This is a genomic window from Clostridium bowmanii, from assembly GCF_018861315.1.
Classification (GTDB): domain Bacteria; phylum Bacillota; class Clostridia; order Clostridiales; family Clostridiaceae; genus Clostridium_AD; species Clostridium_AD bowmanii.
Window position 1 is genome coordinate 1 of sequence record NZ_JAHLDL010000024.1, and the last position, 24,441, is coordinate 24,441.

Sequence of the window (24,441 nt, forward strand, 5' to 3'; positions counted from 1 at the left end):
AAAAGTTTAAAATCCTTTTTGTAAATATTTGTAAAACAAATGCAAATTTGTAAGTTTTTAATTCTGTAGATCTAAATTACGAATTGAAGTTCAATTTTATTACAAACAGGACATATTTTTTCCATAACGCTACCTCCAAATTTATTATCCTATTTATTTTTACCACTTTTTTATAAAATAATCTTAGTATGAAAAGCAAAGATATTTTCTTAAAAATAAAATAATAGAACAAGCCTAACGTTAATTAAACTTGTTCTCTTTAAAATTTAAAGAATCATTTACATTTACAATCGTACTTTGATAAATTCAGCATGTTGTCAATTTTACATCTCAATACTTTTACTAGATCTTCAGAAATCTCATTGATTTCGTCAGTTAAATCTATAGCATCTTTTATTTGTGAAGTATGTCCAAAATTTATACCCGCCAAATTTTTTGCAGCAGTTGAGTAATCAATAGATGCAAGAGATAGAGTATACAAAGTGTCTACTAATGGCCTTACATCATTTTCAAAATAAGCTCTTGCTTTAAAATCTAGTGGCAATCTGTCTACTTCATATTTCAAAATATTTATATTTACAGCCTTATCTGCCAATGATGCAACATCAAAATTGTTAGTTGTTCCAACGGTCCCAGTTGTGTCAGAGGCATCAGGTACAGGCTGAGCAAGAGTGTCACCTTCATTCGGCATCTTATCTTGATTCTTGGAATTATATTTAAGTGTTTTTTTAATATGACTTTTTCTCTTCTCTGAATTTGATTTTTCCTCTCCCATATCTACTCCTAAATCCTATGATAAATGCAATAGACCTTCTATTAAATTATATAATCTAGCTACAAACTTTATTACACTTATTGTGATTTTTTTATGAGTAAAGTATTTTCTTTATCCTTATTTAGAATTTTAATTAAATTACAATATATTTTTCACACTTATTATAAACTTCATCGTCCCCTTGCACAGTCATAAGTGTTCCTTCTTCATTATATTCTTCTGAGTCCACCTTTGAACCTCTGTGCAAATATGCCACCATAGCTTGATCTGTGTATGGAATAAGCACCTTGATTTTTTTAAGCATATATGGAAGTTCTTCACAAGCTTCTTTCAATAACTCTTCCAAATTAGTACCATATTTAGCTGATATTTCTATACATTTTAAGTTTTTATATTTTTCTTTGAGCTTCAAAATGTTTTCTGGTGAGGCTTTATCAATCTTATTTAATAACAATATCATTGGCTTATCAATTACTGCAAGTTCTGTTAAAACCGCATCTACAGCCTCGATTTGTATCTCGGCATTGTCTGAAGATGCATCTACAACATGCATAAGCAAATCTGAATACACCACTTCTTCAAGGGTTGATTTAAATGCTTCTACTAAGTCATGTGGAAGTTTTCTTATAAAACCTACAGTATCCGTTACTGCTGCCACACGATTGTCAGGTAATAATAGGGCTCTTGTTGTTACATCTAATGTTGCAAAAAGCATATCTGCTTCAAAAACCTTATCCTTTTGCACAATAGTTTTTAAAGCTGCTACCTCGCATAGTACATTTCTAAGTGTTGATTTACCAGAGTTAGTGTACCCAACTAAGGATATTTTTGAAATGCTTTCGCGACTTCTCTTTTCTCTTTGTACATTTCTAGTGGTTCTTATTTTTTCTAATTCTTTGTTTAAATCAAAAATACCTTCTCTTATTCGTCTTTTATCAATTTCTAGCTTTTTCTCTCCAGGACCCCTAGTTCCAATTCCTGCACCAGTTCTTGAAAGCATTGTCCCAAGTCCCGTTAAACGTGGTAGCCTATATTTTAATTGTGCAAGTTCAACTTGAATCTTGGCTTCACGAGTTTTAGCTCTTCGTGCAAATATTTCCAATATGAGTGTGGTTCTATCTATAACCTTACACCCAAGCACTTCCTCCAGATTTCTGACTTGAGATCCTGATAATTCATCATCAAAAATAACTAAATTTGCTCTTAGTGCTTGCCTAATAACCGCTATTTCTTCTGCTTTACCGCTACCGATATATAGTGCTGCATCTATTTTATGTCTATTTTGCAGAATCATATCTACAGTTTCTACATTACATGCCTTTGCCAATTCCCGAAGCTCTAATAAATCCTCTTCACTTTCAATACCCACTAAAACAGCTCTCTCAGCATCATCTTCCATAATTTCACTTGTTTTCATTGCTTTTTCAATTTGTTTAACTTTGCCTATTACATCATATTCCAATATCTGATTTATATTTATAGGTCCTACTTCTTCTTCTATTAAAATATTATCTTCTATTACACAAAAGCCTACATTATATCTTATTTTTTCTTTTTCTGCTGCTACTCCAATAGCCACTATACAATCTAATTTTAATTTTATTAGTGCTGACATATCAAGAGCAGACAATCTAGAATTACCGTTTGGGTGAGTGTGTATTATTTTAACCCCAGATAATCGTCCTTCTCTTATGTCAATTATAGGCAGGTCAACTGAACTACTATCACCAATTGCCATACTAATTATTTTACCTTTTCTATCGATAGCCGCACTGACTTCCCTTTCTAAATCCCTTGTTACCTCAACTAATATATCTACCAATTCTTCAGATAAAATACAATCTTTAGAAACTCTTATTTCACAAGCATTTTCTAATTTATTTAAAATTGAATTCTTAACCCCATCAACATTTCCATATATCATCATAAATCACTCCATTTCATTAATATTTAAATAATTTTTCTTATTGTTATACTTGACAACTTTCTTATAATTTTATACTATTAAAGGAATATTGTAAATATATAATGAGGGCGGGATTAACATTGGATAATAAAAAAGTAAATATTCTTATATCTAAAGAGCAAATTGATGAAAGAGTTGAACAACTTGGCGCAGAAATTTCCAAAGATTATGATGGAAAGAAATTATATATTCTTTCATTACTCCGAGGGAGCTTTATATTTACTGCGGACCTTGTACGTAAAATTACTGTACCTACAAAAATAGGCTTTATGACAACTTCTAGCTATGGTGCAGATGAAGAGTCTAGCGGGTCAGTTAATATTATAAATGATATACCAGACAATATTTCTGGCTTTGACGTATTAATAGTAGATGATATTGTTGATACTGGAATAACTATGGATTCCATTATGACTCGGGTTAAATCTTTAGGAGTTGCTAGTGTTAAATCTTGTGTACTTTTAGATAAACATGAAAGAAGGAAAATTGATATAGTACCTGATTATTGTTGTTTTGAAATTCCTGATCTTTTTGTGGTAGGTTATGGACTAAATTATGGGGACTACTATAGAAATATACCTTATGTATTTAATTGGGAAGATTAAGTAATTTTAAATATTTCATTTAAAAATGTTTTTAAACATAAAAAGAGTATGCAATTTAATCAATTGCATACTCTTTTTATGTTTAAATTAATTATTACTACTATTCCCTAATTTAAAACCTGTGCCATTTAAATCTAACCCAATTGCAGTATTAGGTGTTTTCCCCACTATAATAGTTTCAGCAATCGGTATTTCATTGGCTACCTCAATATCATTGCTTCTCAATGGAATAATTACTCTAACCGTGGTTTTCACTTTAACATAAATTTTATGCCTGGTTTGATTTATACCTGCACTTTCAAACTCAGAGGAATATTTAGTCTCTACAAGGCCTATCGGTTGCATATTTATTGTAATGCAAGGACCATAATATGACAAAATATTATTTCTTGTTATGTAACCTATCGGAATTTTAATACCTATTTCTCCTAATTTCATTAGTTCCTTTTGGGATTCCAACGCAACATCACAGGCTATTTTATTCATTTTTAAAGTATCCGCTTTTAACATTACAATATTCCCCTCAGAATCTTTATCCACCCTTATAATTTCATCATATTTAAATTGCTTAGAGTATTCATTTATAATTGCTCTATTAACAATCTCTGTAGCTTTTGCTCTCATTTCTGCATCTGCCACCGCCATTACGGTGGGCATTACGGTTCTATCAAAAATATATATGAAAATTGTAAAATTTATTATAATTATGGTTATAATTAATAATGCCCTATTTCTTATTTTATGTTTGATATTTATTACCTCCATAAAAGGTTATATGTTATTATATGTAACTGTATTAACTTGCAGAATTAAATACCTTATGAAAATGGATATTTTATATTAGTATAATTATATGGTATAATATTAAGAATAATTATAGTTAGATAGCATGAATTTTTTAGTGGAACATCTAGCGCATATTAATTGTCATCCACTCCAGAGAAATACAAGGAGGATTCACAATGAACGATAAAGAAACTACGCAGAAAAAGAAGAAAAAAAGAACGGGTAAGAAAGTTTTTAAAACCCTCGTTTTTACTATTCTGTTTATAGCCTTAATAACTATTGTAGCTATGGGTGGAGTAGTCCTTGCTATGATTAAGACAGCGCCTGACTTAGATATCAATGCCTTTTTAAAATTAGATGAGCCCTCAATATTATATGACAATTCTGGCAAGTATATGGACGAATACATCACCTCAGAAAAAAGAATTAATATATCTATTAATAACGTTCCATCTATTCTTAAAGATGCTTTTACAAGTATTGAGGATTCTAGATTTGACACTCACTCAGGCATTGACTTAAAAAGATTAGGCGGTGCTATATTTAATGATGTAAAAATTAAATTAAAGGGAAGTGACGAAAGTCTACAAGGTGCATCAACTATAACTCAGCAGTTGGTTAAATATAGAATGTTTTTAGAAGATTCTATAGAAAATAGAACATCTATAAAAAGAAAAGTTCAAGAAATTTCACTGTCACTTCAACTAGAAAAAGTTTTAACCAAACCTCAAATTTTAGAGGCTTATATGAACACCATTTATTTAGGTGGAAATGCTAATGGTGTAGAAGCAGCGGCGCAACAATATTTTGGTAAGTCTATTGGTAAACTAAGCTTAAAACAATCTGCTTTTATTGCAAGTGCAGCACAAAATCCTAGTCTTTCATATAGTTTGGCATATAAAGCATCTAAAACTAAAGCTGTTTTTAGCTCTAATAGAACTAAAGCTGTTCTTGAGACCATGTACAAATATGGTAAAATTGATAAAAAACAACTTGATTCAGCTATGGCTGAAGAGTTAAAATTTAAATTTTCAACAAAAAATGCGAACAAAATGAACTTCGAGGCCTTCTCTAGACCTGTAATTCTTCAGGTTACTGAGGATTTAGTGAAAACACTTAACATTAGCAAAGAAGAAGCCCGCTCAATGATTATGTACGATGGATTAAAAATTACTACAACTATGGATAGGGCTCTCCAAAACAAATCGCAAACCCTAATCGACGATCCTATACAACCAGGAAAAACAAATAGCTATGATTATATATTCCCTAGAGATAGTAACCTTAAACTTAAGCAAGCAGATATCCAAGCTTCCTGTGTTATCATGGATTATCATACAGGTGAAGTTAAGACTATTATAGCCGGACGTGGTGATGAAGGTCCTATGTCTTATAACAGGGCTGCGTCTAATGATTTTTTAAAAGCACCTGGCTCAAGCATTAAGCCTTTAACAGTATATAGTCCAGCTATTGATTCGAAAATAGCTACGGCCTCAACAATTATCGAAGATTCACCTGTGCCTGAAGCAATTGGAAAAAAATATGTTGCTCCGGGTAAAGCTTCTTATGATCCTAGAAATTCACCGGATAAATATAGAGGATACTTAACTCTAAGAGATTGTTTAAAATATTCTGTTAACGTTGCAGCTGTGAAACTCGAGGATATGATTAGTCTTAAGACTGGTGTTTCTTATGGTGAAAAATTTGGATTGCAACTAGATGAAACAGATAAAACCAGTATGTCCGCCATGGCCTTAGGTCAATTAGATGGCGGTAGTTATAGGGGGACTAATCCTCTAACTATGGCAGCTGCATATGGTGTTTTTGGTAACAACGGAATGCGTACTACTCCAAGATTATATACTAAGGTAGTAGATAGATCTGGAAAAGTATTGCTAGCTACAAAATTTGAAGCAAAGTCTGTTTTATCGCCTCAAAGTGCTTATATAATGTATGATTTATTACAAGGCCCTGTAAGTCCAGGTGGTACTGGAACAAATGCTGTTTTTGGCAATATGCCAGTTAGAGGTAAAACTGGTACTTCATCTGATTCAAAGAACTTATGGTTTGTTGGGTTAACTCCATATTACTCAGCTGCTATTTGGATTGGAACAGATAATGGGTCTAAAATTCAAGATATGGGCAGTAATACTGCTGCCGCTTTATTATGGGGTAAAATTATGAAAGAAGCCCATACTACTCTTCCAGTGACTAATGTACAAAGGCCTGCTGGTATATCCTCTTATTCAGTATCAAAGGATTCTGGCGATATCCCTACTGAACTAACCTATGGAGATCCGAGAGGCAATAGAGCTTACTCTGAACTCTTTATTGATGGAACTCAGCCAACAACACTTGATAGCATACATGTTTTGGCTAAAGTTACCAGAAGCCCTAGTGGTAATTATGTTCTTATCTCAGACTTTACACCAGCTGAAAAGATTGAAACAAGGATTTTTATAAGGAGAGATAATCCTAATGCGAATTTAGAAGACTCAGATTATGTATTACCAACAGCAGTTGATAACTTTTCACAGCAAATTGTAGTTCCGCCAGTTACGGTTCCACCAGTAACTGAACCACCAGTTACTGATCCACCAGTAACTGATCCACCAGTTACCGATCCGCCAGTTACTGATCCAACCGTCACGGATCCACCTGTTACTACCCCCTAACACAAAATATAAAACTACTATCAAATACAATTTTTGATAGTAGCTTTTTTTATCCTTTAGATTTAGGATTAAATATTAATGCCATAATATATCCAAAAAAGATTGCAGCAGTAATACCTCCTGCAGTACCTTTTATACCTCCTGTAAATGCCCCTATAAATCCAATCTCATCTACTTCCTTCATTACGCTTTTAGCTAAGCTATATCCAAACCCTGGAAGCGGAATACTTCCACCTGCTTTGCCATATTCAATCACCACATCATATATATTTAGTGCACCTAATATTACTCCGGCAGTTACAAATACAACTAATATTCTAGCTGGAGTTAATTTAGTGGTGTCCATAAGTATTTGACCTATTACACAAATCACCCCTCCAACTATAAAAGCCATTATGTAATTATTCATTTATTCACCCCCAAATTCTATTGAAACAGCATGTGCGATTCCAGGTATTGTCTCTCCTTGCAGAGATGAAGTTGTACTTAGAAGTGCACCTGTTGAAACTAGAAGTATCCTTTTAAATTTCCCCTTTAGCATATTTTTGTATAAGTAACCTGTTGCAACCACTGCTGAACATCCACAACCACTACCGCCCGCATTAGTTCCTTGTTTTTCAGAATTAAAAATTTCCTCACCACAATCAATATAATTCCCCTTCATATCGTATTTATATTCTAAGAGCAATTCTTCTGTAAATTGCCTTCCTATCTTTCCCAGGTCTCCTGTAGCAATAATATCATAATCTGAAGGCTTTCTACCAGTATCCATGAAGTGTTGTTTAATAGTGTCTACAGCAGCAGGTGCCATGGAAACCCCCATATTATTTACATCTTTTATTCCATAGTCTTTAACTTTTCCAATTGTAACATGAGTAACACAAGGAAAATTACCTTTTTTCCCTAAAACCATTGCACCTGAGCCTGTAACTGTCCATTGTGCTGTTGGAGCTCTCTGACTTCCCATTTCCAGTGGTAATCTATATTGTCTTTCAGCGGCAGAAAAATGTGATGAAGTAGCTGCTACAACATAATTAGCAAATCCTCCTTCCATTATCATTGCTCCCACACTTAAAGACTCTGCCATGGTTGAACAAGCTCCATAAAGTCCTAGGAAGGGAATATTCAGCTCTCTAGCTGCAAAAGTTGAAGAAAATAATTGATTTAGTAAGTCTCCTGCTAATAAAAAATTTATATCAGTTTCTTTTAGTTTTGCTTTTTTTATACTCTCCGATACTGCTGTATATAAAAGACTTGTTTCAGCTTTTTCAAAACTTTCTGTTCCATTCAGATCATCTTCTAAGATTTTATCAAAATACTTTGCCAGTGGTCCCTGGCCTTCTTTTGGGCCAACTATATTATATGTACTAATAATTCTAGGTTTACTAACAATTTCTACAGTTTGAACACCAATTCTTCTGCCCATTTTAAATCACCACCTTAAAAAGTAATATAAAATTCCAACAATTACGGATGACCCAATCCCATATACTAAAACAGGTCCTGCAATTGTAAACATTTTAGCAGCTACACCAAAAACAAAACCTTCTTTTTTAAACTCCATGGCTGGTGCAACAATGGAGTTTGCAAAGCCCGTAATTGGAACAACAGAGCCTGCTCCTGCAAAATCGCCTAACTTATCATAAATACCAATACCTGTAAGTATAGCTCCTAAAAACACCATAACTATGGAAACATAAGTTCCTTTCTCATCCTTAGGCACACCCATTCGAGAAAAAAAGTCTCCGATAAATTGTCCAATTACACATATTGTTCCGCCCACCCAAAATGCATTAAAACAATGTAGCAGTAGATTAGGCTTAGGGATTTTATTAGAATTAAGCTTATCAAATTTTTTCCTTATAGTTTTTTCTTCCACTTTCATAGATCTTCCTCCTTGCATTTCTCGATAGAAATAGCAAATATTAATTAAATTATGTTATCCATATAAAATATTTTGAGTGCTTATATATTGTTTGCAATAATATGATTTTTAGTCAAAAAAAAATAAGATGCATTTAGATAAGCAACTTACAAATCAAACATTAAAGTTGCTTATCTAATTTTCATCTTAACCACTTAACTTTTCCTTCATTATTTTCAAAACTTTTTTTTCTATTCTTGATACTTGTACTTGACTTATTCCCATCATTTTTGCTACCTGAATTTGTGTATTATCTTTAAAATATCTCAGCATAATTATTTGTCTTGATTTTGAATCAAGTTTTCTAAGCGCTTCTTTAAGGGCAATTTTATCTAAAACCTCGTTATCTTCTTCGTATCTCTCGCTTAATTTATCTATTAATAGTACCGGTGCGCCATCATCTTGGTGTATTGTATCAAATAGATACTGCATATTACTTGCAGATTCTAGAGCATACACTATATCTTCTTTTTCTACATTAGAAAAAACTGATAATTCTTCAATGGTGGGGTCTCTACCTAATTCTTTTGTTAAAGTATCTTTATCATAATGTAATTTTCGCGCTGTGTTTTTAACACTTCTACTAACTTTTATAATCCCGTCATCTCTAAGAAATCTTTTGATTTCTCCCATTATCATTGGAACGGCATATGTAGAAAATTTAACATTATATTTAGTATCAAAATTATTAATAGCTTTTACTAGGCCAATACAGCCAATTTGAAAGATATCATCATACTCATAACCCCTATTTAGAAATTTTTTACTAATTGATGCAACTAAAGGTAAGTTCATTTCTACTAACCTATCTAATGCACCTGGCTCTCCACTTCTAACCAATTGAATGAGTTGCATATTATCTTCATAATTATAATTATTTTTTTTCACTGTTTTCTGATCCATAATATTCCACCTAACTTAAAGGATTAAATATTTTTTTCATTATTATACTTGTTCCCCTACCTTTATCAGACTTTACTTCTAAACTATCCATAAAAGTTTCCATTACAGTAAAACCCATACCTGACCTCTCTAAGTCTGGGCGAGAAGTATATAATGGTTGCATAGCCATCTCTAGATTGTCAATTCCTTTTCCAGTATCGTTAATAATAACTGTTAATTCAGTTCCATCAATAATAGCTTCTATAGTTATCATTTCTTCTTCACTTTCATAACCATGAATAATTGCATTAGTAACTGCTTCAGATACCGCTGTCTTAACATCACTAATTTCATCAATTGTAGGATCTAATTGTGATGCGAATGCCGCTACTGCTACTCTTGCGAAGCTCTCGTTCTGCGATTTACTTAAAAACTCAATTTTAATTCTATTGTGACACATATTAATCCCCCCACTAAATATTGTTTACAGCTTGTTCAACATTATCATATAACATGATTATCTTAAACATTCCTGACAATTCAAACACCCTTTTTACTGAAGACTGAATGCTAGTTACACATACACTGCCATTCCTCGTATGTAACTTTTTGTATCTTCCAATAACTACACCAATACCTGAGCTATCCATAAAGGACACTCCTCCGAAATCCATGATTAATTTATTGTAGCTATCTCTGTCTAAACGATCGTCTATAAGATTCCTTACTTCTTCAGCACTATGATGGTCTAATTCTCCCGACATGTAAACAATCAATCTATCGTCATTATTCTCAAAATTTAAATGCATCTGCTTCCCCCCCGAATAATTAGAAATTAATAAAATTTCTCAATTTTTTCTAAATAATTTTCTCTTCTTATATATTCTACAAGTTACATAATTTTCCTTCTTTTTTTTAAAATATTTATTCATTCTTTTATATACTAACCATTTGTAATCATTTAATACAATATGTGATAAATAATCTTCATAAATAAGTTGAATACATCAAACTATTACCCTATATCAAAATCATTGTGTATAAATACTATACTCCATTTTTTCTTCTAAAGTAGTTACTTTATCAGCTTCTTATGAATTTGCTAGTAGATACTTTACTAAAAAATTAAAAAAGCTTGTTTTGCTTTACCTAAGTTTGTAGAAGATTTATTAAAATAAAAACAAGTAAATATTAAAAGCAATAAAAGCAGCATAATTAAATATATAATTATCCTGCTTTTATTTTAGTTTAAACTCTTTGTATTACCTAAATATCTAAGTTTTCATTTTCAAAAATCATAACATCGTATTTAGGTTTATTTCCCAATTTAATTAATATACAAAGTACAACACCTGCTGCCAGACCCCAAGCTGCACCTCTTGTTGCAACTATTGCTGCCATAATACCTGCTATACCTAAGTCATTAGCAGTACGTGCCTTCATAACTCCAACTCTTATAGAAACATACCCTTGAATTAACATTGTAGAGGCAAGAGCAATTCCTAAAATAGGTTTGCATAATGACACTATTGGTAGAAGAAAATATCCTGTAAGGGTACCAAATCTGAAAGACCCTGCTCCACCATTAATTGAATCCATAGATTCTTTACCATGCTTAAATCTTTCACAAACAACAACCTGCATTGCTGCCCATAGTGGTCCACACATTGTAAGATCTGGTCCTATTACAGACATTAACAAGTTACGAAGGCCAAATATTATGTGAGATCTGTTTGGATCATAATCTATAAGTTCATCTGGACGATCTTTCTTACAGTCGTCTAATAATGCTTGAGATTGAATCATATCACCAAATAGAACTACATATGCAGTGATAACCATTGGTAAGGCTTTTATAAACATACTAATTGGAGGAAACCCTATATTTTTAGAAAAAAATGTCCATTGTGTCCATAAAACTCCAAAAGCCGGTTTTGTTATACCCCATTCTATCTTAGGCCAAGCTGTTTCTCCAACTAAAGGTGCAAATATTATTGCAAGAGCTATAATAGGTAATATTCCTAAATTAGATACTATTTTCAAAAAACGATTTTTTTTGCAGATACTTTTAAAATGATTTGAAAATAAAAGGTAGAATCCGAGGCCTACACATACAATAATAGAAATCGGAAATTGATCAAAACGAGCACCTTTTACAAAGATAACATTTACGGCGGCAATACCTGCTCCAATTATAATACCGGCCTGCATTGCATTTGGAACAATATGAACTATCTTCTTGCCAAGTCCTGTAATACCTAAGAATAATGCTAAAAGACCAAGAGTCATTTCAAATGCTATTAACGCTTGCATTCTTTCTGGTCCCATTTTATAATCACTCACATACAGCATAAGCAGTGGAATGGCGGGTGTAACCCAGCCTGGTACTACTGGATCACCTAAAAATACATGGGCACAATAAAGTATTCCATTTAGCACAACAACAGCAATTGCTACTTCAAACGGCATCCCTAAGTATTCCTGAAGCATAGGGATGGCTCCAAGGCAAACTGCACACATCAATAATCCTTGAACATAATCCGCCCATTCAAACTTATAATGTACAAAAGGAATACGTATTTTAAATGGACCAGCAGGTATATATGGTTGTTCTTTCCCAAATTCTCTTTTAATAGCCATAATTAAACCTCCACAAATATATATTTTTTAATAAATGTTATATATTAGCTAAAACTCACAGCTAAATCTTTTTTGAAATTCTCGTATTAATTCATTTTTGAAATTTGGATGAGCAATGTTTATTAGTGCCCTAGCTCTATCCTTCAGGCTTTTACCCTTAAGTTGTGCTATTCCGTATTCTGTAACCACATAATTAACATCATTTCTACCAGTTGTAACTGCTGAACCTTCTGCAAGCAGTGGTACAATTTTAGAGATTGTCCCTTTAGCCGCAGTGGATGCCATTGCCATAATAGATTTACCGTCTTCACACATATTTGAACCTCGTACAAAATCCACCTGACCGCCGACTCCACTTATTTGTTTTAGCCCAACACTTTCTGATGCTACTTGCCCCATTAGGTCCACCTGTACACAAGAATTTATTGATATCATCTTTGAATTTTTCATAATTACAGTTGGGTCATTTACGTAATCTACAGGATACATTTCCACCATTGGATTATTATTTACAAAATCATAGAGTCTTTGCGTTCCCATAAGGAAAGTTACTACTATTTTTCCAGGATGAATTGTCTTCGCCTTATTTGTTACAACTCCCGCTTCTACTAGTTCAACTACTCCATCTGAAATCATTTCCGAATGTATACCTAAATCTTTTTTGTCCCTTAAAAATAAAAGTACTGCATCTGGAATAGCTCCTATTCCAAGTTGAAGAGTGGACCCATCTTCAATTAAAGAAGCACAATGCTGTCCAATAGCCTTCTCAACATCTCCAATTTTAGGAGGCTGTAGTTCTATAATTTGATGACTTACTTCTACTATATAATCAATTTCAGATACATGTATAAAAGAGTCTCCCATAGTTCTTGGCATTCTATTGTTTACCTCTGCAATTACTAATTTTGCACATTCTGCAGCGGGTTTTGTATAATCGTTAGATACGCCGAAACTACAATAACCATGTTCATCAGGTGTAGAAACTTGAATAAGTGCTACATCTACTGGTAAATTTCCTTTAAAAAGACTTGGCACTTCTGAAAAATAGCAAGGTGTAAAATCTGCTCTTCCTGAACTTACCGCTTCCCTTGTATTTCCGCCTACAAATAGTGAGTTATGTCTAAAATGCACTTCCATGCCTGGCTTTGCATATTCACTACTACTCATTGCCACCATGTGTACGATTTCAACATTTTCATAAGCTTCACAATTAGCAACCATTGCAGCTATAACCTCTGTTGGTTCTCCACAAGCATGTCCTGCAACTATCCTGTTTCCAGACTTTATTTTCCCCACAGCTTGTGCTGCAGTAACAACCTTCGATTTATAAATTTGTTCTAAGTTCATGCATATCACTCCCCAAATCACAAAACTTTTATTTTGTCTATATTATTTAGTAATTTTATAATATCACTTTCACTAATTATGCATACTTTTTCATATTTAGCTTCAAGATTCTGATGATCAGCACAGGCACAGATACAACCACATATAATAACAATTACATCATAAATAGTTCCTTGCTTTGCCAATTCAATATTGTGATTGAAGCCACTATGTTTTTTTAATCTTGAGGCTACATCTGTTCTATCATATGTTGGATTGCATCCTCCACAATATTTAATACCAATTTTCATTATCTTCCTCTATTACCTTCACTTAAAATTTTTCTAGCTTGTTCTAATAGCTCTTCACTAACTTCATTTCTCAGTATTACCTTTTTAATGCCAGGTATTTCTTCTTTGAGTGTTACTTCAACTAAATCCTCAATGGTATATTTTGCAGATAAACACCCTTTGCATTGCCCCAAAAGCTTCACTTCAACTATTCCATCATCATAGCTGACAAGCTTAATATTTCCATAGTGATCTGCAAGCTTTGGCCTAACATTCACCTCAAGGATTTTTTCAATTTCAGCAAACATAACATCACTCCATTCTTTTTAATATGTGGGCTAGACTAAGCCCACATATATTTAGATATTTCATATTGTGAAAGACGTATTTATTTGATGAATTATTCTTGTATCCTAGCAATCACTTTTGCCAAAGCTTTTTTATGAGGCAAATTACTTTGTCTAGCTATCATTATTCTTTGAGCTTGTGGGGAACCTGCACCATGCATCGATTCTGTTCTATAACCAACTGCAGCTGTTCCAAGTGACATATTCTCTATTAATCTTAATACTCTCATTCTATTTTCAGTGGATACAGATGCGACACCTTGCAAGTACTTTTCACAGTAAGGTCCAGTTATTGTGCCTTTAAAATCTTTACCTGAAGGCATAGTTACCATGAGTCCTCCAGCAATATCTTCAGCAAGTCTTACTATTTCATATGGGAATCTTGTAACATTTTGCTTACATACATTAGCAAGTAACAAATCTATCATGAAGTTACCGGCTACAGTTTTATGACCTTCTGCAGAGCATGCAATTCCACAAGCATATAGTGTTTCATTTAAATGAGTCATTTCAATTAATTTGTCTTTAATGTGTGATACTCTACCAGTTCCATTATATTCTGCAGCTAGAGCAGTAGCTCCAATGAGTACATCGCCTACACCAACTTTACATCCACCATAGCTTTGTCTATGATATCCTGCAAATCTCTCGACAAGCATTCCTGCAAATTCAGTTTCTCCATTTAAGAATATTCTTTCATTTGGTACGAATACATTATCAAAAATAGTTAAAGCTTCTACTCCACCAAAATTATAATTTCCTACATCAAGATCCGCGCCTTCTTCACTTTTCCTTGTATCACATGATTGACGTCCAACAATCATAATAATACCTTTTGTGTCTGTTGGAATTGAAAATGATACTGCATAATCCTTATCTTCTGGTCTCATAGCCATAGTTGGCATAACTAAAACTTCGTGAGAATTACATATACCAGTTTGATGAGCTTTTGCTCCTCTAACTACAATACCATCAGCTCTTCTTTCAACTACTCTAAGATACATATCTGGATCTGATTGTTTTGATGGTGATAGTCCTCTATCTCCTTTTGGATCTGTCATTGCACCATCTACTACTAAATCATTTTCATGAACGTATTTTAAAAAGTTTTTAAATCTTTTATGATACTCAGTACCATATTCTTTATCAATTTCATATGTAGTACTATATTCAGAGTTAAAGGCATCCATTCCAACACATCGTTGGAAACATGAAGCGGTTTTTTGACCACATAATCTTTGCATTTTAACTTTTTTAATTAAGTCCTCAGTACTTTGATGAAGTGTAGCAAATCTGTTAATTTTTTCTCCTGTAATAGTCGAAGTTGTTGTCATTAAATCTTCGTATTCAGGCATTTGTGCTAAGTCATACGTCATTTTAACTGAATTCATTGAAGGTCGAATTATAGGGTTGTCCACTACATTTTCTACTTTTTCTCCAAACATATAAACATTCAAATCCAGTTTCCTAAGACTTTCTACATATTGTTCTCCAGTCATTAATCCCATTAAAATCATTCCTTTCACATATATATTTTATTAACTTTCTATTTATATACATAGCAATACCTGTGCCAAAGTTATAAATTACTACAATTATTAAAAAAGTAGCAAGATTTTAAAGTATATCAAAGTTTTTACCTAGCATTATAATGTGTGATTATGATTTTTATCACACATAAATGGTTAAAAAAAATATTTGTTGCATAAAAGCAACAAATATTAAAAATTTTATTTGCAAAAATCGGTAAATGCTTGTATACGATGTGTATACGTTTAACATTAATTATTTATTGCATTTTTGCAACACGTTTCATTTTTACAACATCCCTTTTTCTAAATATCTTTTACGTTTTCTAACAAACGTAGAAGCATCTATGCCAAGCATTTTTGCAGCATCACGAACATTACCTGCATTTTCAAATGACCTACTAATGAGGTTAGCTTCGATTTTTCCAACTGCCTCTTTTAAATTACATATGTCATCATTACAAATATTTTTTTCATTGTAACTAGAAAAGTTTTTCATTGGTAAATCACTTTCAAATATTTTATTACTACTGCTCATGACTATAACTCTTTCTACAATATTTTTTAGTTCACGAACATTACCGGGCCAATTGTAATTATAAAATGTATTTATAGCTTCAATAGTGAAAGTTTTCTCAAAATTATATTTTTCATTTAATTCAGATAAAAAATGCTGAATTAAAGGTACAATGTCCTCTCTTCTTTCCCTTAATGGTGGAACTATAAGTGGGACAACATTTAAACGATAATATAAGTCTGATCTAAAGGTTTTTTCTTTTGACATACTTTCTAAGTCCCTATTAGTAGCTGCAAGTACTCTTACATCAATTTTAATTCGTTTTATTGATCCAACTCTTTCCACTTCCCCCTCTTGAAGGACATTAAGTAGCTTAACTTGTATGTCTAGTGGAAGTTCCCCTATTTCGTCTAAAAAAACCGTCCCTCCATCTGCCAATTCAAAAAGTCCAATCTTTCCTTCTTTATTGGCTCCTGTAAAAGCTCCTTTTACATATCCAAATAGTTCTGATTCTATAAGGTTCTGAGGGATTGCTCCGCAATTGATTTTTATAAAATGGTTGTCTCGTCTTGTACTATTTTTATATATAAACTTTGCGATTTCTTCCTTGCCCACCCCTGTTTCTCCAAGTATTAGAACAGTAGTATCAACATTAGCTACTCTTTTAGCAATCTCCAATAAATTTAACATTGATTTATCCTTAGCAATAATATTTGTTAAATCTAAATACTGAATTCTCATTGCTTCTATCTCTGAATAATATTTTTCTGTAAGCTCCATAGTTTTAGCTAGTTCTTCTTCCAACTCGTATAATTTTGTTATATCTCGTACATTTGTAACCACCATAGTTATATTACCATGTTTGTCAAATATAGGGTTACTAGAAACAAGAACTTTTTTACCTGTTCTAAACTCCTGCTCAATGGTATTAGATTTTTTATTTTTTAATACCATAAGAGTAGATGACTTAGATATATAGCCCTCCTTTTGCAAATCATACATATTCCTATTTAACATATCTTTTCTCTTTAAACCAGTTATACTTTCATAAGATCTATTAATCTTTAATGTATTAGCATTCCCATCAGTTATATATATACCATCATAAGATGATTCAATAATTGCATCTAATTCTGTACAATTAAGCTTTGCCTCGTCGCATTCATCAATACATTTTAATCTTTGCTTTAGATCAGTTATTTTTTCTAATGCATTGGCAAGCTGCTGCTTATATATACTATTCATGCTAAAAATGCCAACAGCTTTACCTTGATCATTTTTAACTGCCAGATAACTTTCCTTAGAAGCAATATAATCTTGTGTTGCAGAATTTTTATTAATAATACTTTTCTTGCTTAAGGAGAGGTTTTTTACAAATACATCTGGCTTAGTCCCTTTAATAAAATTTCTAATTATATCATTTTTAGTTATAGCACCAACTAAAATTTCATTTTCATCTATTATTGGTATTACTTCAACTTCATCATTTTGAAATAGCTGAGTTGCTTCATAAAAAGTATTATTTTCTTTAAGTGTATAATTACATTTCATTATATCATCCTGTACTTTCATATAAAAACACCCCTCAATATATAATAAAATCATACTATGAATTGTATTGGCAATACATAGTATAATCTTATTATATCAGAAAAAGTCTAGTTTAATCTAAACATTCAGTTTATTCTTAAATTGAATGTTCAGATTAAATCATTCCCACTATATTAATAGAGCACCATCTAACTAATTCACTCATTATTAACCTACCGTCCCAAGGGGAATCATAGAAATTCATATATCCAATTTTCACAACTCTATCAACTCCAAGAGCTGTGACCCTGTCCGTGAAATCTATTGTCTTATTAATATCTTTTGATGCTATGCCAATGGTTTGTATGTTCTTAGTAATTAGTGGACATACCTCCAATATATCATCCACTTGTTTTATAAATATAGTTCGTCCTGTAATGGGTTCCTCAAGCTTTAATTCACTATCAATTAGTATTGTATATTGAAGTCCTTTACTTGCATAAAACGATTTATCCAAACACAGAGAATATTCCCCTCTTTTATTAATTATCTTTGCAGCTATAGCCTCCTCTAAATCTAAATTATTATATCTTTTAATAAATTTTTGAAATTTTCCACTTAAGATTTGAGCTATTTCTTCCACAAGTAATTTACTTTTCTCTAAAAACAATACCTGAGGTGAAGAACATGCCTTTTGCTTAAACGCAATTATATCTGTAACTAGATTTTCTAAGTATTCTTCAAAGTCATCACTTTCAATAGCAGACTTGTCAAACACTGCAAAGGAGTACTTAGGACCAAAAATCAAATCTACACAAGTAGTTTTTTTGGGTAAAATTGAAATAGCATTTACTGCTGTCTCTCCACCCCAAACTATTCGTGCATCTGCTTTTAAAGACATCTGGGAATTATGATATACATCTTTACTTTTAAAATAAATAAGAGCAATATTTTTCAATATAACTTTAGAGGAATACGCGTTCCCCTCATATACAACCTCAATATTATCCAAAAGCACTAATAACTCATATACCGCACTAACACATTCCACAGATACACGAAGAATATTGGCATTCTTACATAATATACTCTGAAGTACTGAATAAATTCCAAGGGTTGCTACATTCCCAGCCATCCAATGGCATACCACACCCCTGGGCTGAGCTTTAATATATTTTTCTTCCCCTACAGGTACAAAATTATTAAGATATTCTGTATTCCCCAAATTAAGTATTAGTTGTTTTTCCATATTTACCTTTTTTAAATAAAAGCATAAAAATGAAACGCCTTCCATTCTTAATATTTCTCTATTTATTGCAATTCTCTTGCTATATTTATTTATAATAAGTAATAAAACTTCTACAGGAAGTGCGTGTAGCTCCTTGAGATTGTTATTTAAGTAGGTATCTATTTCATCAAAGCCTTCAAATTTTATTCCACTTTTATAGAACTCTCCATTTAGTCCATAGCAATTTATCATCTTCTCACCTGCCTTTCCGCAAAGGTATCTCCACAGCCGCGAATCTCGGCCTTATCTACTCGTGACTTAAATCTAAAATACTTACCCCGTCTACCGCAAGGACAATCATCTATGCCTACAAATTCGCCTATATCCTCAGTTAGAATAGCTTGGGACGGATAGCTTGAGCCTAAAATACTCATAACTTCTATAAGCCCTGTTCCACCAATTTTCACCTCTTCTAAAGTCTGTATATCTCTTATAATAATCTCTGCAAAATTCGGTACATGTTTATATCCGCTGGGACAATCAATAAAAATTACTCCCACCTGTTCCACCATCCCATAAAAATCTATGATGTTAGTTGCACTTGTGTTTAATAGGTTGGATGCAGTTTCCGAAAAAATTTTCTTTTCAACCTTTTCAGAAATAAGTTTTTTCCACCCGCCACTATGTAAGAGCTTTAGTTTAGGCATATCCACCTTTATTCCTTCCTGTTTTAATACATTTAAGAATCTAGACCACAATATATAAGTAAATCCATAAACTAAAATTTCCTCATCCTTATACGATCTTTCAAATTCACGAAGTCTATCTAAATTTAACTTAAGTTCGCCATTTTCACTATTCATAACATAAAAAATTTTACTAGCAAAAGTACTTATCCCTCTTATAGCAGCCCCACGCGCAGTTATATTGTCTCCTCTTTTATTACTTTCAGCGCAATCAATTATAAGCATCGGCCTTCTTTTTCCTCCTAAAAAACTTGTTAAAGTACTTATTAATCCCTGTGTTTGTCTTATAGAAGTCCTTTTATCTAAATATATTTTGCTAGGAATCCCTGTGGTGGTAGCACTAGAGTTTAACACCCTTACCACCTGCTCTTGTGTGCATATTCTAAGGTCAAAGTATTTAAACATATTTACAGGTATATATGGAACCTGCTCTAGTGTTTTAATACTACTAATATCTATACCTAATTTATCATACATAGCTTTTATGTTTAAATTTGACCTATTGTGTTCTAGCTGCGATAAGATAATATTTAAAAGTAGCTTTTCCTTCTTTTCTTGATCAATATTAAACTGCTCTTCTAGTACTAGCTCATCTATTAATTCTGAAGTCTCCATTTATTTCACCCTCTAATTATTATTTAAGCTCTTTTGTTAATACTTTACCTGAGGAATTTTTAGGAAGTACCTTTAGAAATTCTATATACCTTGGAGTTTTATATGAGGGCAACTGTTTTTTACAAAATTCTAATACATATTTAAGGTTTATATAAGATTTGTTTTCTAATATTACTACAAAGCACTTTACAGCTTCGCCTAAAATATCATCGTAAACTCCAATAACTGCACATTCCACTACCTCGGGAATTTGTAATATTATATCCTCAATTTCCTTAGGACTTATTCTGTTTCCACCACTTTTAATGATATTTTTTTCTCTTGAAACAATATATATATACCCCTCATCATCAACTTTTGCTAGATCTCCTGTGTATAAGTATCCCTTCTTTATAACTTTTTCAGTCTCTACCTTATCATTGAAATACCCCTTCATTACATTTCCGCCCCTAGCAGCAATTTCACCAATTTCTCCTGATTTCACATGGGTTCCTTCGCTATTTAAAACCACCAGTTCAGTTCCACTAATGCCTTTTCCTATAGAATTCATCTTTTTACTAATTAAATGTGGTGGTAAATAAGATAGCCTTGCTGTCGCCTCAGTCTGACCATACATTATAAAAATGTCTACTCCTTTTAACGAGTCTATAAGTTCATTTATAAAAATCTCAGAAAGCTTCCCCCCTGCTTGAGTTATGTATCTCAAGGATGGAAATCTAGTTTGCTTTATATCTGTCATTCTAAGAAGTATTTGATAATTGCTAGGAACCCCTGAAAAGCCTGTGCAATTATATTTATTTATATCCTCAACTACTGTTTGTGGAAACATAAATCTATTATTAATGACAATACTTCCCCCTACCCTAAAATGAGTATGCAAAATTGAAGTTCCATAACAATAATAAAATGGTAAAACCATTTCTACTCTATCTTGCAATGTAAGTTCCAGAAACTCTATTATAGAATTCGTATTATACATGAGATTATAATGAGTAAGCATTACCCCTTTAGGACTTCCTGTAGAACCAGAAGTAAAGAGTATTACAGCTACGTCTTCTTCTATTCTTATATTTTCACTATAACTATTTTCATGTACTTCAGTAAAATTAAACTCACTATATTCTGTATAAATCTCAACATCATCACAAATCAATCCATTTATTTTTTCGAGGAATTTATTTTGAGTAAAAATCAACTTAATATTAAGAGAATCAATAATATATTTTATTTCATTATTACTTAAAGCTGGATTTATAGGAACACAAATAACTCCACTTTTAATTATCCCAAAATAAGCTTCAATAAAAAAATTAGAATTATCTGAAACCAAGAGTACAGCATCCTTTTTAAAAAGCTTCTTGTTTTTTATAAAAGAAGCTTTTCTATTTACATTTTCAAAGGTTTGCTTATAACTTATTTCATTTTCAAAAATTACAGACGTCTTATCGTATTTAGATGAAAACTCGAATATATAATCTGTGAAGGTCATATCTGAATGCCATATTTCCCAAGTATTTTCTTGATGCCTCCTATGGTATACATTCTAGAGATATCTACTACCTCGAAAGATATGTCAAAACTCTCTTCTAAACCTGTTATAAGTTCTATGTGTCCTAAAGAATCCCAATTTTCTATTTCATCAGGTCCCAGTTCATCATTTATATCCTCCAATTTTTTAAAATCAAATACATAGAATAACACCTTGTTTAGTTTTTCTAAATTAGTCATAATAGTTCCTCCTAAATTATAATATTTTTTTATATTTGTAGCAATAATGATGCGTTTTTTAATAATCCTACAATTATATCATTTTAATATCTATTCCCTTTATAGTAAGCTCCTGTATAAATAATATTTTTTCTATATCTATAACTATTTCTCGCTCTTCATTTATTTCTATATTGTTTGACAAAAGTATTTTGAATCCTTCATAATAGTAAATTGAATATGCCTTTAGGTTGCAATTGTAAAATCCCATTCGTACCGAAGGGACATAGTACTTTTTAGTACTTCCACAACCTCATCCTGCACTTGTCTCATTTGCAATGTTATAAATTATAACCGAATTTGCATTGTGTTTTTTAAAGTACTTTAATGCTAAATCACTAATTATGATTTTCATACAATCACCTCCTACACAATATTATAGCAAGTTTTATGCCAATCAAAAAAAGATTATACTTCACCAAGTATAATCTTTTTTTCCTCTTCACTAAATTGAAAATAATCATATAAATAATTTTCGTCCTTGCCCTTAAAATCCATCATAATTGGCATACATAATTTCATTAAATTATTTGGATAATACTCATAAGCATCTTCACCCAGTTTTTTTGCAAAGGTCTTAAAGTAAAATTCATAGATTTTACTATTTAATAAATACAATAAAAAATCATAAGTAAAGGGTACATCTTCTTTTAATATTAATGCATATACATCAGCACTAAAATAACTCCCTTTGTCAAGAGCAAATCTATTGCAACTAGCTTTAAATGGGAATACTATTTTTTCGCCTTCAAATATGTTTTGATTTCTGCCCCATTGAAGTTGGTACCATTTTCTAATACCTCTTTGGCATTCTCTTCTTTTTAATAATTTTTCCCTATGCAATCCAATATGACCTATTGCATTAGTGTATTCTTTGGGGCTTTGGATCAAATCTGAATATATTATGTAACTATCTTCTCTTGAGACCGAATTTTTTTCTATGTAACTACTTTTAATCCATGGTTTTATTATATTTTTTTCTATGTTTTCTCTTATAACAATATCATTATTAACTACAAAAGCTTTATCACACCCTGTTATTATGCCTTGATAGCTATTACACATATTACTTAAATGAGTAAAACTTCTCTCTTCTATTTTATTTATTATATTTCTCTCTTTTTCATCTATTAAAATCCAGCCCTTGTTATTTAATTTGTTTTTGTTAAGAAGAAAACTATTATATTCATTCCCATTTTTCAAAAATACACTATTGTAGAATTCTTTTCTGTTTTTACCTTTTATGTTTAATGGTTTCACAATTTGAATTTCACTATTCTCATCTTGATTATTTGTTGTAAACAAAATTACAGGGTCTATCCCTATATTTTTAAATGGTCGTATACCATAAAAATCAACAATTTTGTCTATAGTACATATATCTTTTAAAACCTTCCTAAGATCTTCTCCACTTGGTGACTCTAAAAAGTATCTTGAAGTAATAAAAGTCAACTTTCCACCCTTATTCAAGTCTTCTAATGCCTTCTTAAAAAAACAATAAGACAAATCTCCTTTATCTCTATATACTTCCTTATACCTAATTTTTAAATATGAAGCATACTCCTTATCGATAGATTTTTTACCAACATAAGGTGGATTCCCTATGAAAATATCATATTTGAATTCATTTTCATATAATAAAAAATCCACATTTAAAACATTACTACATATTCTCCCCCTACTTAAATCATATAAATCTATAGTAAGGATTTTTACAGCTATATCGTCAATATCAAAACCATATAAGTTATGTGCTATTATATGTTCATCAATACTTTGATGTTCTAAATTTAACCCATTTTTCTCATTTATTTCGACTAAATTATCCCTAAATAAAGTTCTAAGAAGTTCAAAACAGCAAATTAATATATTCCCTGTACCACAAGAGGGATCCACAACTTTTATATAAGGATCCTCTATTATCTGCTCTGCTTTTATAGTTTTTTCTACCATATAAGAGGATATTGGACCTGGAGTGTAAACTGTACCTTTTTCTTTATTATTTTTAATAAACTCATAATAGGCTTCACCAAAACTTTTCTGATGTGTGAACTCTATTTCCCGTTTATAATTTTCTAGTGCAGTTATTTTAAACATTTCATCTATTGGACTTAAAATGATATTATATAATTCACATATTTTTTGTTTGAACAAATCCAGCATTTATTATTCCCCACCTATCTGAAACTTAAAAACCTATTAAATTATATCATAAATGCACACTATGGTGAACTATAATTGAGACTAGAGAGATTTATTTTAACATTTAAAATTGCACTTTTAAGAAAAAATG

The 24,441-nt window shown here is 31.7% G+C and carries 22 protein-coding genes; 2 read left to right on the plus strand and 20 right to left on the minus strand.

What is annotated here, in order from left to right; all coding sequences use genetic code 11:
* Nucleotides 1–274: 274 nt before the first annotated feature.
* Both KPL51_RS15535 and hflX read right to left on the minus strand, forming a co-directional pair.
* Nucleotides 275–775 carry a hypothetical protein gene (locus KPL51_RS15535; protein ID WP_216163384.1) on the minus strand — a complete coding sequence of 167 codons (501 nt, stop codon included), beginning with the start codon at nucleotides 773–775 and terminating at the stop codon, nucleotides 275–277.
* A gap of 133 nt (nucleotides 776–908) precedes the next feature.
* The gene (gene hflX, locus KPL51_RS15540) at nucleotides 909–2,699 is read right to left on the minus strand and encodes a GTPase HflX (protein ID WP_216163499.1); all 1,791 of its coding nucleotides are present in this window, start codon (nucleotides 2,697–2,699) and stop codon (nucleotides 909–911) included.
* Between the two features lie 122 nt (nucleotides 2,700–2,821).
* Here hflX and hpt point away from each other — a divergent pair, with 122 nt between their 5' ends.
* Complete coding sequence (gene hpt, locus KPL51_RS15545) at nucleotides 2,822–3,346, plus strand: hypoxanthine phosphoribosyltransferase (RefSeq protein ID WP_216163386.1); 525 nt, start codon at nucleotides 2,822–2,824, stop codon at nucleotides 3,344–3,346.
* Nucleotides 3,347–3,433: 87 nt separating this feature from the next.
* On the opposite strand, the gene yunB is transcribed toward hpt, so the two are convergent.
* Complete coding sequence (gene yunB, locus KPL51_RS15550; protein ID WP_216163387.1) at nucleotides 3,434–4,111, minus strand: sporulation protein YunB; 678 nt, start codon at nucleotides 4,109–4,111, stop codon at nucleotides 3,434–3,436.
* Between the two features lie 197 nt (nucleotides 4,112–4,308).
* Here yunB and KPL51_RS15555 point away from each other — a divergent pair, with 197 nt between their 5' ends.
* Nucleotides 4,309–6,807, plus strand: a complete 2,499-nt coding sequence (locus tag KPL51_RS15555; RefSeq protein ID WP_216163388.1) for a transglycosylase domain-containing protein — start codon at nucleotides 4,309–4,311, stop codon at nucleotides 6,805–6,807.
* A gap of 49 nt (nucleotides 6,808–6,856) precedes the next feature.
* On the opposite strand, the gene spoVAE is transcribed toward KPL51_RS15555, so the two are convergent.
* The 17 genes from spoVAE to KPL51_RS15640 all read right to left on the minus strand — a co-directional run bounded on the left by spoVAE (nucleotide 6,857) and on the right by KPL51_RS15640 (nucleotide 24,311).
* Nucleotides 6,857–7,216, minus strand: coding sequence for a stage V sporulation protein AE (gene spoVAE, locus KPL51_RS15560; RefSeq protein ID WP_216163389.1), 360 nt, complete (start codon nucleotides 7,214–7,216; stop codon nucleotides 6,857–6,859).
* Nucleotides 7,217–8,233: a stage V sporulation protein AD gene (gene spoVAD / locus KPL51_RS15565; protein WP_216163390.1), complete on the minus strand. Its 1,017-nt coding sequence runs from the start codon at nucleotides 8,231–8,233 to the stop codon at nucleotides 7,217–7,219.
* A gap of 6 nt (nucleotides 8,234–8,239) precedes the next feature.
* Nucleotides 8,240–8,692 (minus strand): stage V sporulation protein AC, encoded by a 453-nt coding sequence (gene spoVAC / locus KPL51_RS15570; RefSeq protein WP_216163391.1) that lies wholly within the window; start codon nucleotides 8,690–8,692, stop codon nucleotides 8,240–8,242.
* A gap of 186 nt (nucleotides 8,693–8,878) precedes the next feature.
* Complete coding sequence (gene sigF, locus KPL51_RS15575) at nucleotides 8,879–9,634, minus strand: RNA polymerase sporulation sigma factor SigF (protein WP_216163392.1); 756 nt, start codon at nucleotides 9,632–9,634, stop codon at nucleotides 8,879–8,881.
* A gap of 10 nt (nucleotides 9,635–9,644) precedes the next feature.
* Nucleotides 9,645–10,073 (minus strand): anti-sigma F factor, encoded by a 429-nt coding sequence (spoIIAB, locus tag KPL51_RS15580; protein ID WP_216163394.1) that lies wholly within the window; start codon nucleotides 10,071–10,073, stop codon nucleotides 9,645–9,647.
* A 13-nt stretch (nucleotides 10,074–10,086) separates the two neighbouring features.
* Nucleotides 10,087–10,422: an anti-sigma F factor antagonist gene (gene spoIIAA, locus KPL51_RS15585; protein ID WP_216163396.1), complete on the minus strand. Its 336-nt coding sequence runs from the start codon at nucleotides 10,420–10,422 to the stop codon at nucleotides 10,087–10,089.
* Nucleotides 10,423–10,879: 457 nt separating this feature from the next.
* The gene (locus KPL51_RS15590) at nucleotides 10,880–12,253 is read right to left on the minus strand and encodes a hypothetical protein (protein WP_216163398.1); all 1,374 of its coding nucleotides are present in this window, start codon (nucleotides 12,251–12,253) and stop codon (nucleotides 10,880–10,882) included.
* Between the two features lie 48 nt (nucleotides 12,254–12,301).
* Nucleotides 12,302–13,600 (minus strand): acetyl-CoA hydrolase/transferase family protein, encoded by a 1,299-nt coding sequence (locus KPL51_RS15595; RefSeq protein ID WP_216163400.1) that lies wholly within the window; start codon nucleotides 13,598–13,600, stop codon nucleotides 12,302–12,304.
* A gap of 17 nt (nucleotides 13,601–13,617) precedes the next feature.
* The gene (locus tag KPL51_RS15600; RefSeq protein WP_216163402.1) at nucleotides 13,618–13,890 is read right to left on the minus strand and encodes a hypothetical protein; all 273 of its coding nucleotides are present in this window, start codon (nucleotides 13,888–13,890) and stop codon (nucleotides 13,618–13,620) included.
* Nucleotides 13,890–14,177 carry a NifU family protein gene (locus tag KPL51_RS15605; protein WP_216163404.1) on the minus strand — a complete coding sequence of 96 codons (288 nt, stop codon included), beginning with the start codon at nucleotides 14,175–14,177 and terminating at the stop codon, nucleotides 13,890–13,892. Before KPL51_RS15605 ends, KPL51_RS15600 begins: the two co-directional genes overlap by 1 nt.
* Nucleotides 14,178–14,269: 92 nt before the next feature.
* Nucleotides 14,270–15,724, minus strand: a complete 1,455-nt coding sequence (locus tag KPL51_RS15610) for a 4-hydroxyphenylacetate 3-hydroxylase family protein (protein WP_216163406.1) — start codon at nucleotides 15,722–15,724, stop codon at nucleotides 14,270–14,272.
* Nucleotides 15,725–16,034: 310 nt separating this feature from the next.
* Nucleotides 16,035–17,834 carry a sigma 54-interacting transcriptional regulator gene (locus tag KPL51_RS15615; protein ID WP_216163408.1) on the minus strand — a complete coding sequence of 600 codons (1,800 nt, stop codon included), beginning with the start codon at nucleotides 17,832–17,834 and terminating at the stop codon, nucleotides 16,035–16,037.
* A 133-nt stretch (nucleotides 17,835–17,967) separates the two neighbouring features.
* The gene (locus KPL51_RS15620; RefSeq protein ID WP_216163410.1) at nucleotides 17,968–19,272 is read right to left on the minus strand and encodes an acyl-CoA reductase; all 1,305 of its coding nucleotides are present in this window, start codon (nucleotides 19,270–19,272) and stop codon (nucleotides 17,968–17,970) included.
* Nucleotides 19,269–20,381 (minus strand): LuxE/PaaK family acyltransferase, encoded by a 1,113-nt coding sequence (locus KPL51_RS15625; protein ID WP_216163412.1) that lies wholly within the window; start codon nucleotides 20,379–20,381, stop codon nucleotides 19,269–19,271. The genes KPL51_RS15620 and KPL51_RS15625 overlap by 4 nt, the downstream gene beginning before the upstream one ends.
* 19 nt (nucleotides 20,382–20,400) lie before the next feature.
* On the minus strand, nucleotides 20,401–21,870 hold the full coding sequence (locus tag KPL51_RS15630; protein WP_216163414.1) for an AMP-binding protein: 1,470 nt from the start codon (nucleotides 21,868–21,870) through the stop codon (nucleotides 20,401–20,403).
* The gene (locus KPL51_RS15635) at nucleotides 21,867–22,109 is read right to left on the minus strand and encodes an acyl carrier protein (RefSeq protein WP_216163416.1); all 243 of its coding nucleotides are present in this window, start codon (nucleotides 22,107–22,109) and stop codon (nucleotides 21,867–21,869) included. Before KPL51_RS15635 ends, KPL51_RS15630 begins: the two co-directional genes overlap by 4 nt.
* Nucleotides 22,110–22,556: 447 nt before the next feature.
* A complete protein-coding gene (locus KPL51_RS15640; RefSeq protein ID WP_216163418.1) occupies nucleotides 22,557–24,311 on the minus strand; it encodes an Eco57I restriction-modification methylase domain-containing protein in 1,755 nt (584 codons plus the stop codon).
* Between the last annotated feature and the right edge of the window lie 130 nt (nucleotides 24,312–24,441).

Bases quoted from the DNA above. Each gene is read 5' to 3' on its own strand.
- KPL51_RS15590 (WP_216163398.1), bottom strand. From the start codon at position 12,253: ATGGCTATTAAAAGAGAATTTGGGAAAGAACAACCATATATACCTGCT.
- KPL51_RS15615 (WP_216163408.1), bottom strand. From the start codon at position 17,834: ATGAAAGTACAGGATGATATAATGAAATGTAATTATACACTTAAAGAA.
- KPL51_RS15640 (WP_216163418.1), bottom strand. From the start codon at position 24,311: ATGCTGGATTTGTTCAAACAAAAAATATGTGAATTATATAATATCATT.
- sigF (WP_216163392.1), bottom strand. From the start codon at position 9,634: ATGGATCAGAAAACAGTGAAAAAAAATAATTATAATTATGAAGATAAT.
- KPL51_RS15635 (WP_216163416.1), bottom strand. From the start codon at position 22,109: ATGACTAATTTAGAAAAACTAAACAAGGTGTTATTCTATGTATTTGAT.
- KPL51_RS15610 (WP_216163406.1), bottom strand. From the start codon at position 15,724: ATGGGATTAATGACTGGAGAACAATATGTAGAAAGTCTTAGGAAACTG.
- spoIIAA (WP_216163396.1), bottom strand. From the start codon at position 10,422: ATGCATTTAAATTTTGAGAATAATGACGATAGATTGATTGTTTACATG.
- yunB (WP_216163387.1), bottom strand. From the start codon at position 4,111: ATGGAGGTAATAAATATCAAACATAAAATAAGAAATAGGGCATTATTA.
- KPL51_RS15605 (WP_216163404.1), bottom strand. From the start codon at position 14,177: ATGTTTGCTGAAATTGAAAAAATCCTTGAGGTGAATGTTAGGCCAAAG.
- KPL51_RS15555 (WP_216163388.1), top strand. From the start codon at position 4,309: ATGAACGATAAAGAAACTACGCAGAAAAAGAAGAAAAAAAGAACGGGT.
- spoVAE (WP_216163389.1), bottom strand. From the start codon at position 7,216: ATGAATAATTACATAATGGCTTTTATAGTTGGAGGGGTGATTTGTGTA.
- KPL51_RS15620 (WP_216163410.1), bottom strand. From the start codon at position 19,272: ATGATAAATTGCTATGGACTAAATGGAGAGTTCTATAAAAGTGGAATA.
- KPL51_RS15625 (WP_216163412.1), bottom strand. From the start codon at position 20,381: ATGGAGACTTCAGAATTAATAGATGAGCTAGTACTAGAAGAGCAGTTT.
- hflX (WP_216163499.1), bottom strand. From the start codon at position 2,699: ATGATATATGGAAATGTTGATGGGGTTAAGAATTCAATTTTAAATAAA.
- spoVAC (WP_216163391.1), bottom strand. From the start codon at position 8,692: ATGAAAGTGGAAGAAAAAACTATAAGGAAAAAATTTGATAAGCTTAAT.
- spoIIAB (WP_216163394.1), bottom strand. From the start codon at position 10,073: ATGTGTCACAATAGAATTAAAATTGAGTTTTTAAGTAAATCGCAGAAC.
- KPL51_RS15595 (WP_216163400.1), bottom strand. From the start codon at position 13,600: ATGAACTTAGAACAAATTTATAAATCGAAGGTTGTTACTGCAGCACAA.
- KPL51_RS15535 (WP_216163384.1), bottom strand. From the start codon at position 775: ATGGGAGAGGAAAAATCAAATTCAGAGAAGAGAAAAAGTCATATTAAA.
- KPL51_RS15600 (WP_216163402.1), bottom strand. From the start codon at position 13,890: ATGAAAATTGGTATTAAATATTGTGGAGGATGCAATCCAACATATGAT.
- spoVAD (WP_216163390.1), bottom strand. From the start codon at position 8,233: ATGGGCAGAAGAATTGGTGTTCAAACTGTAGAAATTGTTAGTAAACCT.
- KPL51_RS15630 (WP_216163414.1), bottom strand. From the start codon at position 21,870: ATGACCTTCACAGATTATATATTCGAGTTTTCATCTAAATACGATAAG.